Origin of the sequence: Sphingomonas sp. (assembly GCF_050725575.1) — a bacterium.
Classification (GTDB): Bacteria; Pseudomonadota; Alphaproteobacteria; order Sphingomonadales; family Sphingomonadaceae; genus Sphingomonas.
In genome coordinates this window covers 1-12,780 of the sequence record NZ_JBOHHW010000054.1, presented here as the reverse complement: position 1 = coordinate 12,780, position 12,780 = coordinate 1, and the positions used below count along the sequence as shown (strand labels likewise).

General features: G+C 64.7%; 11 protein-coding genes. 6 read left to right on the top strand and 5 right to left on the bottom strand.

What is annotated here, in order from left to right:
- Positions 1–27 precede the first annotated feature (27 nt).
- Genes ACRECS_RS23525 through pncB form a run of 4 tightly spaced genes read left to right on the top strand, consistent with a single transcriptional unit; the run spans position 28 to position 3,991 of the window.
- The gene (locus tag ACRECS_RS23525; RefSeq protein WP_431585396.1) at positions 28–765 is read left to right on the top strand and encodes an NUDIX hydrolase; all 738 of its coding nucleotides are present in this window, start codon (positions 28–30) and stop codon (positions 763–765) included.
- Positions 765–1,769 (top strand): SPFH domain-containing protein, encoded by a 1,005-nt coding sequence (locus tag ACRECS_RS23520; RefSeq protein WP_431585395.1) that lies wholly within the window; start codon positions 765–767, stop codon positions 1,767–1,769. Before ACRECS_RS23525 ends, ACRECS_RS23520 begins: the two co-directional genes overlap by 1 nt.
- A gap of 8 nt (positions 1,770–1,777) precedes the next feature.
- Positions 1,778–2,671 carry a hypothetical protein gene (locus ACRECS_RS23515; protein WP_431585394.1) on the top strand — a complete coding sequence of 298 codons (894 nt, stop codon included), beginning with the start codon at positions 1,778–1,780 and terminating at the stop codon, positions 2,669–2,671.
- 15 nt (positions 2,672–2,686) lie between these two features.
- Positions 2,687–3,991, top strand: a complete 1,305-nt coding sequence (gene pncB, locus ACRECS_RS23510) for a nicotinate phosphoribosyltransferase (RefSeq protein WP_431585393.1) — start codon at positions 2,687–2,689, stop codon at positions 3,989–3,991.
- 3 nt (positions 3,992–3,994) lie between these two features.
- Here pncB and ACRECS_RS23505 read toward each other — a convergent pair whose 3' ends face one another.
- The 3 genes from ACRECS_RS23505 to ACRECS_RS23495 all read right to left on the bottom strand — a co-directional run bounded on the left by ACRECS_RS23505 (position 3,995) and on the right by ACRECS_RS23495 (position 6,938).
- Complete coding sequence (locus ACRECS_RS23505; RefSeq protein ID WP_431585392.1) at positions 3,995–4,504, bottom strand: GFA family protein; 510 nt, start codon at positions 4,502–4,504, stop codon at positions 3,995–3,997.
- Between the two features lie 137 nt (positions 4,505–4,641).
- On the bottom strand, positions 4,642–6,111 hold the full coding sequence (locus ACRECS_RS23500; protein ID WP_431585391.1) for an MFS transporter: 1,470 nt from the start codon (positions 6,109–6,111) through the stop codon (positions 4,642–4,644).
- Positions 6,108–6,938: an SDR family NAD(P)-dependent oxidoreductase gene (locus tag ACRECS_RS23495; RefSeq protein WP_431585390.1), complete on the bottom strand. Its 831-nt coding sequence runs from the start codon at positions 6,936–6,938 to the stop codon at positions 6,108–6,110. Before ACRECS_RS23495 ends, ACRECS_RS23500 begins: the two co-directional genes overlap by 4 nt.
- Before the next feature lie 172 nt (positions 6,939–7,110).
- Here ACRECS_RS23495 and ACRECS_RS23490 point away from each other — a divergent pair, with 172 nt between their 5' ends.
- Entirely contained in the window at positions 7,111–8,256 is a 1,146-nt protein-coding gene (locus ACRECS_RS23490; protein WP_431585389.1) for an acyl-CoA dehydrogenase family protein, read from the top strand.
- Positions 8,257–8,316: 60 nt separating this feature from the next.
- A complete protein-coding gene (locus ACRECS_RS23485) occupies positions 8,317–9,105 on the top strand; it encodes an SDR family oxidoreductase (protein ID WP_431585388.1) in 789 nt (262 codons plus the stop codon).
- Between the two features lie 85 nt (positions 9,106–9,190).
- Here ACRECS_RS23485 and ACRECS_RS23480 read toward each other — a convergent pair whose 3' ends face one another.
- Together ACRECS_RS23480 and ACRECS_RS23475 are read right to left on the bottom strand one after the other, a co-directional pair.
- Complete coding sequence (locus ACRECS_RS23480; RefSeq protein ID WP_431585387.1) at positions 9,191–9,850, bottom strand: hypothetical protein; 660 nt, start codon at positions 9,848–9,850, stop codon at positions 9,191–9,193.
- Between the two features lie 417 nt (positions 9,851–10,267).
- Complete coding sequence (locus ACRECS_RS23475; RefSeq protein WP_431585386.1) at positions 10,268–12,529, bottom strand: NADP-dependent malic enzyme; 2,262 nt, start codon at positions 12,527–12,529, stop codon at positions 10,268–10,270.
- Positions 12,530–12,780: the final 251 nt, after the last annotated feature.

Below are 12,780 nucleotides of genomic sequence, written 5' to 3'. Positions count from 1 at the left end.
AGCGCATAACACATATAAGGTGTGGTGATGAACCAGACGGCCTTTCTCGACCATTATGATCCCAACGCCTATGAGCGTCCCTCCGTTGCGGTCGATCTGGTCCTGATGAGCATCGTTGACGGGACTCCCGCAGTGCTGCTGGTGCGGCGTGCGGCACATCCCTTTCAGGGGTGCTGGTCCCTGCCCGGCGGGTTCGTCGGGATCAGCGAGAGTCTGGACGATGCCGCACGCCGCGTGCTCGCCGACAAGGCGCATATGGGCCAGGCCTATATCGAACAGCTCTATACCTTCGGCGGAGTCGATCGCGACCCGCGCATGCGCATCATCAGCGTGGTGTATTTCGCGCTGCTCCCCACCACCAGCTTCGCCGCCGCGCTGAAGGCCGCGACCGATCTCACCCTGGCCAGGCTTGTCATACCCTGGGCGGGAGAGACGGGCGGCGTGGTCACGGCGCAGTCGGCCGATGGCGAGATGCTGCCGCTGGCGTTCGACCATGCAGCGATGCTCGGCGTCGCCATGCTGCGGTTGCGCGGCAAGCTCGATTATTCCGCGCTCGGCTTCGCGTTGTTGCCCGACCGTTTCACGCTCCGCGCGCTGCAGGATGTGCATGAGGCGATCCTCGGCGTGCAGCTCAACAAGCCCGCCTTTCGCCGCCGCATGCTCGATCGCGGCTGGCTCGTGCCGACCGGCGAGCGCGAGACGGGTGCATCGTTCCGTCCCGCCGAACTCTATCGCTACCGCAATCCATCCGAAGGAGCTGAATGATGGCCTATATCAAGAATTTCGGTTTCGCCGCTCAGTTGCGCAGCGACGCCAGCAATCATGTGATCCGCTATCGCAACGGCCGTGTGCGGCAGAGCGGGCGCGGGCTGGTTTTCTGGTTCCGGCCGGAGACCGCGAGCATCGCCGAACTGCCGATGGACGATCGCGAGATGGCGCTGTTCGTGAAGGGCCGCAGCCAGGATTTCCAAGCGGTCGCGGTGCAGGGCATGTTGACCTGGCATGTCGATGACCCGCAATTGCTCGCGACCCGGGTCGATTTCAGCATCGGCCTGCTCACCGGCGCCTATCAGTCCGAACCGATCCAGCGGATCGAAACGCGGCTCGCCGGCCTCGTCAACCAGGCGGCATTGCAATATCTGGCACAAGCCCCGGTGCGTGCGCTGCTCGACGCCGGACCAGAACCGCTGCGCGTCGCGCTGGAAGCGGCACTGGCGCGCGATTCCGCGCTGGGTGAGATCGGCATCTCCGTCGCAGCGATCCGGCTGACCAACCTCGCGCCATCGAGCGAACTGGAACGTGCATTGCAGACCCCGACCTTCGAGGCGCTCCAGCAAAAGGCGGATGAGGCGGTGTTCGAGCGCCGCGCGCTCGCGGTCGACAAGGAGCGCGCGATTGCGGAGAACGAGCTGGCCAACAAGACCGAACTGGCGCGACGCGAAAAGACGCTGATCGCGGAGGAATCGGAAAATGCCCGCAACCGCGCAACCGGCGTGGCCGAAGCGCAGCAGGTCGAGGCGGCGGCGGAGGCCGAACGCATCCGCACCGTCGAAGGGGCAAAGGCAGAAGCGGAGCAGGAGCGCATCGCCATTTATCGCGACCTGCCGCCCTCTGTGCTGCTCGGCCTCGCCGCGCGGGAGCTGGCCGGCAACATCGGCACGATCGAGCATGTCAATGTGACGCCCGATTTGCTGGCAAGCATCCTCGGCGAATTCCGTCGTGACGCACCGGCACTCGCCGCCCCGACCCCTACAGCGCCGGCGAACTGAGCGGGGCGATGTCCACCAACACGCCGCGCGCGGTCTTCGTCACGCGTGAGACCGACTATGAACTCCTGCTCGCGCACCACGCGACGCGCGGGCAGGCGCGCTTCTTTCTCGAATCGCGCGGGCAGAAGATCGAGACGGTCGAGCGGCGCCACGAGGAACTTCACGCCGCGCTGCGTGCGGCCCGCGCCCTGGTGCCCGACGACTGGCGCCAGGCACTGGTCGGGCGTGCAGATCTCGATCGTTTCCTGTTCGGCCCCGAGGATGTGGTGATCCCGGTCGGGCAAGACGGGCTGGTCGCCAATGTCGCAAAATATCTGTCGGGTCAGCCGGTGCTTGGCATCAACCCGTCGCCCGACCTTTATGACGGCGTGCTGGTTCGCGTGCCGCTCGACCGGCTCGCCCGCCTCTTGCCGGCGAGCATCGCGCACGACGCGCCGGCCGAACATCGCACCATGGTCGAAGCCATTCTCGACTCCGGCGAAAAATTGCTCGCGCTCAACGAGGTGTTCGTCGGCCATCGCAGCCATCAATCGGCGCGCTACAGCATCGCGGCGGGCGGCGCGCATGAAGATCATTCGTCGAGCGGCCTGATCGTCGCATCGGGCACCGGGGCGACTGGTTGGGCGCGCTCGATCATGGAGGCGACGCATGAACGCGTCGCACTCGCGCCCGAAGAGCGCGCGGTCTGCTTCTTCGTGCGCGAGCCGTTTCCAAGCAAGGCGACCGGCACCGCAATGCGCTTCGGCAAGCTGGCGGCCGAACCGCTTGGCGTGGTCTCGCGCATGAACGAGGGCGGCGTGATCTTCGCCGACGGCATCGAACAGGATTTCCTCGCCTTCGACTGGGGTCGTCGGGTGACGCTCGGCCCGGCGGCGCACGCCTTGCATCTGGTCACCGGTTGAGCTGGAAGGATTTCCATGGCCGTCACCGACATCGCAACCCGTACCTATGACCATGGCTGGCGGCTCGACCCGATCGTGCGGTCGCTGCTCGACACCGATTTCTACAAGCTGCTGATGCTGCAGATGATCCGCCATTTGCATCCCGAGGTGCAGGCGACCTTCGCGCTGATCAACCGCAGTAAGACGATCCGCCTGGCCGAGGTGATCGACGAGCGCGAACTGCGCGAACAGCTCGACCATGCCCGCACCCTGCGCTTCGGCAAGAAGGAGCTTATCTGGCTCGCCGGCAACAGTTTCTATGGGCGGGAGCGCATGTTCGCGCCCGACTTCATCGCCTGGCTCGCCGATTTCCAACTGCCCGAATACGAGTTGCGCACGGTCGATGGGCAGTTCGAACTGACCTTCGACGGCCCCTGGACCCATACCAGCATGTGGGAAATTCCGGCGCTGGCGATCGTAAACGAACTGCGTTCGCGATCGGTCTTGAAGGGCAAGGGCCGCTTCGCGCTCGACGTGCTTTATGCGCGCGGCAAGGCGCGGCTTTGGGGCAAGGTCGAACGATTGCGGCAACTGCCCGATCTCGTCATTTCCGACTTCGGCACGCGGCGGCGGCATGGGTTCTTGTGGCAGCGCTGGTGCGTCGAGGCATTGAAGGAAGGGTTGGGCGAACGCTTCATCGGTACCTCGAACGTCCTGCTGGCGATGGACAATGACCTGGAGGCGATCGGCACCAATGCGCATGAATTGCCAATGGTGCAGGCGGCGCTGGCCAACGACGATGCCGGCGTCGCCGCCGCACCCTATCGCGTGCTTGAGGACTGGCAGGCGCATTATGACGGCAATCTGCTGATCGCGCTGCCCGACGCGTTCGGCACCACTGCCTTCCTGCGTAACGCGCCCGATTGGCTCGCCGACTGGACCGGCTTCCGACCCGACAGCGCCCCCCCGATCGAGGGGGGCGAACAGATTATCGCCTGGTGGCAGGCGCATGGCCGCGACCCGCGCAGCAAGCTGCTGATCTTCTCCGACGGCATGGATGTCGACTCGATCGAAGCGACCTATCGCCACTTCCACGGCCGGGTACGGATGAGCTTTGGCTGGGGCACCAATTTGACCAATGATTTTCGCGATTGCGATCCCGATGGGGCGCATGGGCTGGAGCCGATTTCGCTCGTCGCCAAGGTGATCCGTGCGAATGGCCGTCCGGCGGTCAAGCTGTCCGACAATCCCGCCAAGGCAACCGGCGACCCGGCTGAGATCGCGCGTTACCTGCGCATTTTCGGCGAGGATGGCCGGACCGAGACAAGAGTTTCGGTCTGATCCTCAGCGCCGCAGCAGCATGGCGATCCAGGCAAGGAACAGCTTGCCCATGAACTTTCCCGAATAGCCGGGATAATTGGGCACGTCGCCGGGAAGCGTGACGCCCTCCGGGCGGTCCCTGGTCATGACGCGCATCTCGAGCGGTGGGGCACCCGGTGCAAAGCGGGCGCGATACAGGCTCAGCCAGTGCCCCTTTGAAAATTCGAGAAACATCACCGAGTTGCAACAGGTCGCCAGTACCCGGCGCGTCGGCGACTCCGGGGTCAGCCTGCGATCCACGAGATGCTCGGCGCCCCTTATGCAGGTGACTCGGTCCTTGCGGTAAAGGATGAACTGGGTGCCGCCATCGGCATCGAGAACCGGCGGCGCGCCGGGAAGCTGCTCGATCTGCCGGCCCGCCGTCTGGCAACTATGACAATAACAGGCGGTGGCGATGATCGGCGCACGCCTGGTCTCGAACGCGACAGTGCCGCAGGTGCAGTGCGCGGTCAGATTGGGGCTGGATGTCGACATGGCCGGTCTCCGTGATGGCGCGAACACCCACTTGTCGTTCGGGAGCCGGACAAATCGACAGCCGATGACCTTTTATTCGGCACCGGCGAAGATCAGCCCGCCGGCTCCGATCTGTATCGCACCGAACCCTACGGGTTTCACGGCATATGCGCCCCGCCCTCGCGCTCCGCCGCCGCCAGCGTCTTGAGCCGCGCGTTATGCTCGGTCCTGCCGAACGGAAAGCGGCTGAAGAGAAATGCCCCGGTCAGCCCCAGCCCGATATAGACCAGGATGAAGATGACGGTCAGCCGGTCGACCGTTCCGACCGGCACCTGATCCGGCTTCGCCGCCTCGGGGAAGTGCGCCAGGGCGAGGATCAGGCCGGCCAGCGCGATACCGACGCCGCCGGTGCATTTCTGGATGAAGAAGGAACCGGCGAAGAACACGCCTTCCGATCGCCGTCCGGTCCGCGCCTCCGAATCCTCCACTACATCGGCCATCATCGATGCGCCGAGGATCATTGCCGAGATGTTGCATGCGGCATTGAACAGGAAGATCGTCAGCAGCAGCGGTACCATCCGCGCATCGTCCGGCGCGGGGAACCAGCCCACCAGCCGCAGCCAATAGGGCAAGGTCAACAGGAAGACCGCACCGGCCATCGCCCCCGCCGCCGCATATGGCTTGCCGAAGCGTCGCCCGATCCGCGGCGCCATGACGAACGCCAGGCCCGCGCCCGTCAACAGCGCGAAGGGCAGCAGGGTGAACGCGCCCTTCCCGAAATGCCAGACATAGGCATAGAGATAGTTGGACAGCGCAAAGCTGATCCCCTGATTGGTATAGACCATCAGCCCGGCCCCGATCAGCACCAGAAACCCGCGATTCTTGATCGTCGCAATCAGCTCGCCAAAGCCCGCACCGAGCGAACCGTTGGCGGGCGTTTTGGGCAGCCGCTTGATTTCGGGATGCGTGCCGATCGCCGAGGTCAGGATCGCGATGAGCATGACGCCCGCCGCGACCCATGACATCTGGATATAGCCCGCGCGTTCGAGCAGCCCTTTGGGATGCGCGGCGTCGGTCGGCAGGAAGATCGTATAGGCGGCAAGCAGCATGCCGAGTCCGCCGGCCCAGCCGAACAGGTAACGATAGGCGCTGATCCGCGTGCGTTCGTCATAATCGGCGGTCAGTTCGGAGGTCAGCGCCTGCGACGGCACTTCATAGGCGGAGACCGCACTGCGCACCAGGATCGCGGTGACGAACAGCCACAACAGGGTCATCGGTTCGCTCAGCGCGGGCGGATTCCAGATCAGCAGCCAGCCGACCGCGATCGGTATGGCCGAGCCATACATCCAGGGATGGCGCCGTCCCCAGCGGCTGTGCGTGCGGTCGGAGAAGAAGCCGATCGAGATGTCGACCAGCGCATCGGCAACCAGCGCGACCATGATCACCAGCCCGACGGTCGCCGCGGGCAGGCCAAGTACCTGATTGTAGAATAGCAGCAGGAAAGTCCCGAAACCGCTGTCCTTCACGCCGTACGCGACCGCGCCAAAGCCGTAGCTGAGCGTGGTGCGCGGGGAGAGCCGGCGCGCGGCCGGCGCTGCGCCCTGGATCGGCGCTGCCGTATCGCTCATGCCGCGAACGCCTCGAGCGCAGCGAACATTGACGGCGCTTCCGCATCCCAGCTGTGCCGCGGGCCGATCGTCATGCCGCCATCGACGGTGATGTGCGTGCCGGTGACGAACCCCGCATCGTCGCTGGCGAGATAGGCGACCGCCGCGGCGATATCCTCCGGCCGGCCGGCACGCTGCAACGGCTGCGCCTTGGCGGCGATCGCGCTGATCGCGGCATTGGCCATGGCGCGCTTCTCACCCGCGATGCCAAGTGCAGAGGTGAAGATATTGGTGGTGATGAAGCCCGGGCAGATCGCGTTCACCCGGATATTATGCTTCGCCAGATCGGCCGCCGCCATCGTCGTCAGATGCAGCACGCCCGCCTTGGCCACCGAATAGGCGGTCGGCGCCGCGCCGGTCTGAAGCGCCGCAATCGAGGCAGTGTTGACGATCGCCCCACCACCGCGCGCCGTCATCAAGGGTGCGGCATAGCGGATGCCGAGCGCGACCGAGCGCAGCAGCAGCGCCTGGGTGCGGTCCCAATCCTCCGGGCTGATCGCATCGATCGGGTCGCGCGATCCGCCTGCGCCGGCATTGTTGAATACCACGTCGAGCCCGCCGGCCGCATCGGCAGCACGCATCAGCGCCTCGATATCGCCGGCCTGCATCACATCGGTGCGCTGGAACCGGATCCGGCCGTTGGAGGTCGCCGCTATCTCCTCCCCGCCGGCCACGTCGATATCGCCGATCCATACCTCGGCGCCCTCTTCGGCGAGTCGCAGCGCGGTCGCGCGACCGATGCCCGAAGCGCCGCCGGTGACGACGGCACGCTTGCCGGTAAAACGCATCACATTCTCCTGGGTAATATTCTTGGGGGCGATATTTTTGGGTAGCATAGTATGGGGTTCAGCGCGGTCAATCGCGTGTTTTTGGAATTTCGGGTTTGCGGGACGCGTTGCCCGACACTACCACGTCACGATCCGGCGCGGCGCACCTCCGCGCCCCAGACGATGAGGATTTATGGCACTCGATCCGGAAACCTTCGACGCGCTGATCGACACCGTCCGCCGTTTCGTTGCCGAACGGCTCCGCCCGCTCGAAGGCGCGGTCGAGGAGGCCGATGCGATCCCCGCCGAAGTGATTGCCGAGATGCGCGACATGGGCCTGTTCGGCCTGTCGATCGCCGAGGAGTATGGCGGCCTTGGCCTGACCATGGCGGAGGAAGCGCGCGTCGCGATCGAGCTCGGCCGCACCACCCCCGCTTTCCGCTCCAGCTTCGGCACCAATGTCGGCATTGGCAGCCAGGGCCTGGTGATGGCCGGCAATGACGCGCAGAAAGCCGCCTGGCTGCCCGGTATCGCCAGCGGCGAGATCATCACCAGCTTCGCGCTGACCGAACCCGATGTCGGCAGCGATTCGGGTGCGGTGAAGACCAGGGCGGTGAAAGACGGCAATATCTATCGCCTGTCGGGCACCAAGCGTTTCATCACCAATGCCGACAAGGCCGATCTGTTCACCGTCATGGCGCGTACCGGCGAGGAAGTCGGCGGGCGCGGCGTTTCAGCCTTTCTCGTGCCGCGCGACCTGCCCGGCCTGTCGATCGGCGAGCCGGAAAAGAAGATGGGGCAAAAGGGCGCCAAGGTGGCCGATGTGATCTTCGACGATGTTCCGGTCCCTGCCGCCAATAGGCTCGGTCAGGAAGGCGAAGGCTTCAAGATCGCGATGCGCGTGCTCGATCGCGGCCGGCTGCATATTTCGGCGGTGTGCGTCGGCGTCGCCGAGCGACTGATCGCCGACTGCGTCGCCTATGCCAGCGAGCGCAAGCAGTTCGGCAAGGCGATTGCCGAGCATCAGTTGATCCAGGCCATGATCGCGGATTCGAAGACCGAGGCGCTCGCCGCGCGCGCGCTGGTGCTCGAAACCGCCACGGCCAAGGACGCCGGCAAGGATGTGGTGATGGAATCCGCCGCGGCGAAATATTTCGCATCGGAAATGGTTGGCCGGGTCGCTGACCGCGCGGTGCAGATCTTCGGCGGCGCCGGCTATATCTCGGACTATGGCATCGAACGCCTCTACCGCGATGTTCGCCTGTTCCGCATCTACGAAGGGACCAGCCAGATCCAGCAACTGATCATCGCCAGAGAGACGATCAAGCGCGGGGGATAAACTGCTCCCCCGACCCCTCCCGCAAGCGGGAGGGGAGAAGAAAAGACAAGGAGACTCACCATGGACACCACCAACCTCTTCCGCCTCGACGGCCGCACTGCGCTGGTCACGGGCGGCTCGCGCGGCATCGGCAAGATGATCGCGGCCGGCTTTATCGCTCAAGGGGCGACCGTCTATATCTCGGCGCGCAAGGCCGACGCGTGTTTCGAGACGGCGAAGGAACTGGGCGAGAAGTGCATCGCGCTGCCGCAGGACGTCTCGACCGTTGCCGGCTGCAAGGCGCTCGCCGCGCAGCTCGCCGAGCATAGCGACAGCCTCGACATATTGGTCAACAATGCCGGCGCCGCCTGGGGCGAGCCGTTCGATGTTTTCCCGGAGAAGGGCTGGGACAAGGTCATGGACCTCAACGTCAAATCGCCCTTCTTCCTCACCCAGGCGCTGCACGAGGCGCTGAAAAAGGCCGCCCGTCCCGACCGCCCGTCCAAGGTGATCAACATCACCTCGATCGACGGCCAGCGGCTCAATCCGTGGGAGACGTACAGCTATCACGCGTCGAAATCGGCGCTGATCTATCTCACCAAGCGCATGGCCGCGCGGCTGGTGTCGGATTCGATCAACGTCACCTCGATCGCGCCGGGCGCCTTTGCCAGCGAGATGAACAAGGCGGCGCGCGACCATGGCAACGAAATCGCCAAGGGCATCCCGGCGAAGCGCATCGGTGTCGCTGAGGATATGGCCGGTGCCGCCATCTACCTCGCCAGCCGTGCCGGCGATTATGTCATTGGCGACACGATCACTGTCGATGGCGGCCTGGTGAATGCGGCGCTGGGAACGTCGATCGACGCGTAACGTCTTTGCCGCGACACAATAGCCGGCCCATGCCGTATGGACTTGGCTATTGCGTCGCCGGACATGTCCGAGGGCTCAAACCCAATCAGCGTGCCCCGGTCACCATGCCGATCAGCGCGAGGTCAGTGTGGGTCGGCGACCCAACGGTCGACCGCAAGAGGGTGAATGTGTAGCCGAACTCGCTCCCTTGCGGACCAAAAAAGCCGCCGTTGAGGGGCCCCCCGAGCGGCCCTGCGGGACTCGAGAAAAATGCTCCGGACAGACTGGCATCCGAGATACCAAGACTGCCCGAGCCCGAAAAAGTACCGAAATCGGTATCGGCGCCACCCGCGGTCGTACCGATGGCGTGGAGCGTCGTTGTGAATATGCCAGTCGTCAGATCAACGGAAAGCGTCGCCGTGCTCTTGCTCAGCGTGTAGGTTACCAGCGCTCCGCTGCTGTTGTCGAACGCATTGCCGTTCACCCTGAAGCGCGTAAACGAGACGCTCGCCACGGGCGGCACATCGCTCGGACGAGTCGGCACGCCGAGTACGCAAAATGCCGACGTTCGCGCCTGAGTGCCGGAGCTGGGCGATCCCGAGATGTTCATCGTCGCGATCCGGCCATAATCGAGTCCGATCCCCCCTGGCGCTGGGCGGATCAGCGAGAAAGTCTCCGTACCGCTCGAAACGACCGAAGGCTTGGAATAAGTTTTCGTACCGACCGGCGTTCCCGCGACCAGCGTCCCCGGTTCGAAGGTCTGCATCACATTGTTCGGTGCATACACAGTATAGGTCTGAGCAGCCGCCGCGTAGGAAATGGGACCCTGGAGATTGTAAAATGTGATCCCGGTCGGAATCACGACATCGACGCCACCGGGAGTAAAGCCCGTACATGCTGCCGCATATCGCTGATCGCCGACAAGATCGTCGAACCTGGTGTAGGACGCGGTTGGCGTTGGCGAGGGTGTCGGCGTTACCGCCGGTGTTGGTGTCGGTGTGGGGGTTGTGACAGGCGGCGTGCCTGTGCCAGCGGTTGAGCCGCCTGAGCCGCAAGAACACAGCATGACACTGCTGAGCAGCGTGACCGAAATCCCAACTTTCATCCTATTCCCCCGTCTTTAAGACCGATCTATCCCTCCAACGTTGCAGCAACAAGAACAATGGGCAATGCGCCCCTTGGATCAGCGCGCAATCCCGCCCGCCGCGAGCACCGCCAGCGTCACCAGTTCGCTCGCGGTGCTGGTCATCGGCGCGATCTGCACCGACTTCTCCATCCCCACCAGCATCGGCCCGATCACCGCGTCACCGCCCAGTTCGCGCAGCAGCTTGGCCGAGATATTGGCGCTCTGCAGTCCCGGCATGATCAGCACATTGGCCGGCCCGGACAGCCGTGCGAATGGATAATTCGCCAGCTGTTTCGGATTGAGCGCCACATCCGGCGCCATGTCGCCCTCATATTCGAAGCTGACATTGCGCCCGTCGAGCACACCGACCGCGGCGCGGATATTCTCCAGCCAGCGCCCTTCCGGATTGCCGAAGGTCGAATAGCTCAGGAACGCGACGCGCGGCTCATGCCCCATGCGCCGCGCGACCGTCGCGGTCCCTTCGGCGATATCGGCCAGCTCCTCGGCGCTCGGCCGCTCGTTGATCGTCGTGTCGGCCATGAACACGGTATGGCTTTGCCCGACCATCAGATGGATGCCGAACGGCGTGCGGCCGACCTCGGGATCGATCACGCGGCGCACTTCGCGCATGGTGTGCGCATAGGTCCGGGTGATGCCGGTGATCATCGCATCGGCATGGCCCATCTGCAGCAGCACCGCGCCGAAGATGTTGCGGTCCTGGTTGATCATCCGCTCGCAATCGCGCCGCAGGTAACCGCGCCGCTGCAGCCGCTCGTACAGGAAATCGACCATCTCGGGCACCAGCGGCGAATTACGGCTGTTGTGCAGCTCATAGCTCTCCGGATCGGACACGCCGAGCGCCTTCAATCGGTCCGGCACATCGTCGCGCCCGACCAGCACCGGCGTGCCATAGCCGCCCTCGCGGAACGCGATCGCGGCGCGCATCACCACTTCCTCCTCGCCTTCCGCGAACAGCACGCGCTTGGGATGCGCGCGCGCGCCCTCATAGGCGAGCGTCAGCACCGAGGTGGTCGGGTTGAGCCGCCCGCGCAGCGTCTGGCGATAGGCGTCCATGTCGAGGATCGGCTTGGTCGCCACGCCCGAATCCATCGCCGCCTTGGCGACGGCGGCGGGGACATTCTCCATCAGCCGCGGGTCGAACGGCGCCGGGATGATATAGGCCGGGCCGAAGCTGTGCTGCACCCCGTACGCTGCGGCGACCTCTTCCGGCACGCGCTCGCGCGCCAGTTCGGCGATCGCATTGGCCGCGGCGATCTTCATCGCATCGTTGATCCCCGTCGCGCGCACGTCGAGCGCGCCGCGGAAGATGAACGGGAAGCCAAGCACATTATTGACCTGGTTGGGATAGTCCGACCGGCCGGTCGCGACGATCGCATCGGGCCGCGCCGCCATCGCCTCGGGCGGGGTGATCTCGGGATCGGGATTGGCCATCGCGAAGATGATCGGCCGCGCCGCCATGTCCTTGACCATCTCGGGCTTGAGCGCGCCCGCCGCCGAAAGCCCCAGGAACACGTCCGCCCCGACCAGCGCCTCGGTCAGCGTGCGCGTCGTGGTGTTGGCGGCATGCGCCGACTTCCACTGATCCATGCTGTCGGTGCGACCCTGATAGATCACGCCGGAGCGGTCGCACATGATGACATTGTCATGCCGCACGCCCATCGCCTTGATCAGCTCGGTACAGGCGATCGCCGCCGCGCCCGCGCCATTGACCACCACCTTGACCTCGCTCATGTGCCGCCCGGTCAGCAGGCAGGCATTGATCAGCCCCGCCGCGGTGATGATCGCGGTGCCGTGCTGGTCGTCATGGAACACCGGGATGTTCATCCGCTCGCGCAGCGTCTGCTCGATGATGAAGCATTCCGGCGCCTTGATGTCCTCGAGATTGATCCCGCCGAAGCTCGGCTCCATCAGCTCGACCGCGTCGATGAAGCGGTCGACATCCTCGGTCTTCAGCTCGATATCGATCGCATCGACATCGGCGAAGCGCTTGAACAGCACCGCCTTGCCTTCCATCACCGGCTTCGACGCGAGCGCGCCGAGATTGCCCAGGCCGAGGATTGCGGTCCCGTTGGAGATCACCGCGACCAGATTGCCCTTGGCGGTATAATCATAGGCGGTTGCGGGATCGGCGGCGATCGCCAGCACCGGCACCGCGACACCGGGCGAATAAGCCAGCGCGAGATCACGCTGCGTCGCCATCGGCTTGGACGCGATGATCTCGATCTTGCCGGGGCGCCCCTCGGAATGGAACAACAAAGCTTCGCGCTCGGAAAACTGGACGTTGCTGTCTTCTGACATTTTGGCCTCTCGATCTTGGGCCAGTCTTTAGGAGGGACGCGGCGATATGCAAACCGGCTTGGTGGGGGTGCGGGGGTGGATTTTGTGCGGGATGTCGCACGGAGCGGGCGGGATGTGGGACGAGGTGGATGTTCTAATCGCCGAAGCGGGACTGTCCGATATTTTGTGCGCGAGGCCGTTCTCGTCATCAGATGACGAACCGCTCGCCGAAGATCACGGCGAACTGGGTCTTTGCCTCGGCCCACTCACGC

Bases quoted from the DNA above. Each gene is read 5' to 3' on its own strand.
- ACRECS_RS23525 (WP_431585396.1), top strand. From the start codon at position 28: ATGAACCAGACGGCCTTTCTCGACCATTATGATCCCAACGCCTATGAG.
- ACRECS_RS23520 (WP_431585395.1), top strand. From the start codon at position 765: ATGGCCTATATCAAGAATTTCGGTTTCGCCGCTCAGTTGCGCAGCGAC.
- ACRECS_RS23515 (WP_431585394.1), top strand. From the start codon at position 1,778: ATGTCCACCAACACGCCGCGCGCGGTCTTCGTCACGCGTGAGACCGAC.
- pncB (WP_431585393.1), top strand. From the start codon at position 2,687: ATGGCCGTCACCGACATCGCAACCCGTACCTATGACCATGGCTGGCGG.
- ACRECS_RS23505 (WP_431585392.1), bottom strand. From the start codon at position 4,504: ATGTCGACATCCAGCCCCAATCTGACCGCGCACTGCACCTGCGGCACT.
- ACRECS_RS23500 (WP_431585391.1), bottom strand. From the start codon at position 6,111: ATGAGCGATACGGCAGCGCCGATCCAGGGCGCAGCGCCGGCCGCGCGC.
- ACRECS_RS23495 (WP_431585390.1), bottom strand. From the start codon at position 6,938: ATGCGTTTTACCGGCAAGCGTGCCGTCGTCACCGGCGGCGCTTCGGGC.
- ACRECS_RS23490 (WP_431585389.1), top strand. From the start codon at position 7,111: ATGGCACTCGATCCGGAAACCTTCGACGCGCTGATCGACACCGTCCGC.
- ACRECS_RS23485 (WP_431585388.1), top strand. From the start codon at position 8,317: ATGGACACCACCAACCTCTTCCGCCTCGACGGCCGCACTGCGCTGGTC.
- ACRECS_RS23480 (WP_431585387.1), bottom strand. From the start codon at position 9,850: ATGCAGACCTTCGAACCGGGGACGCTGGTCGCGGGAACGCCGGTCGGT.
- ACRECS_RS23475 (WP_431585386.1), bottom strand. From the start codon at position 12,529: ATGTCAGAAGACAGCAACGTCCAGTTTTCCGAGCGCGAAGCTTTGTTG.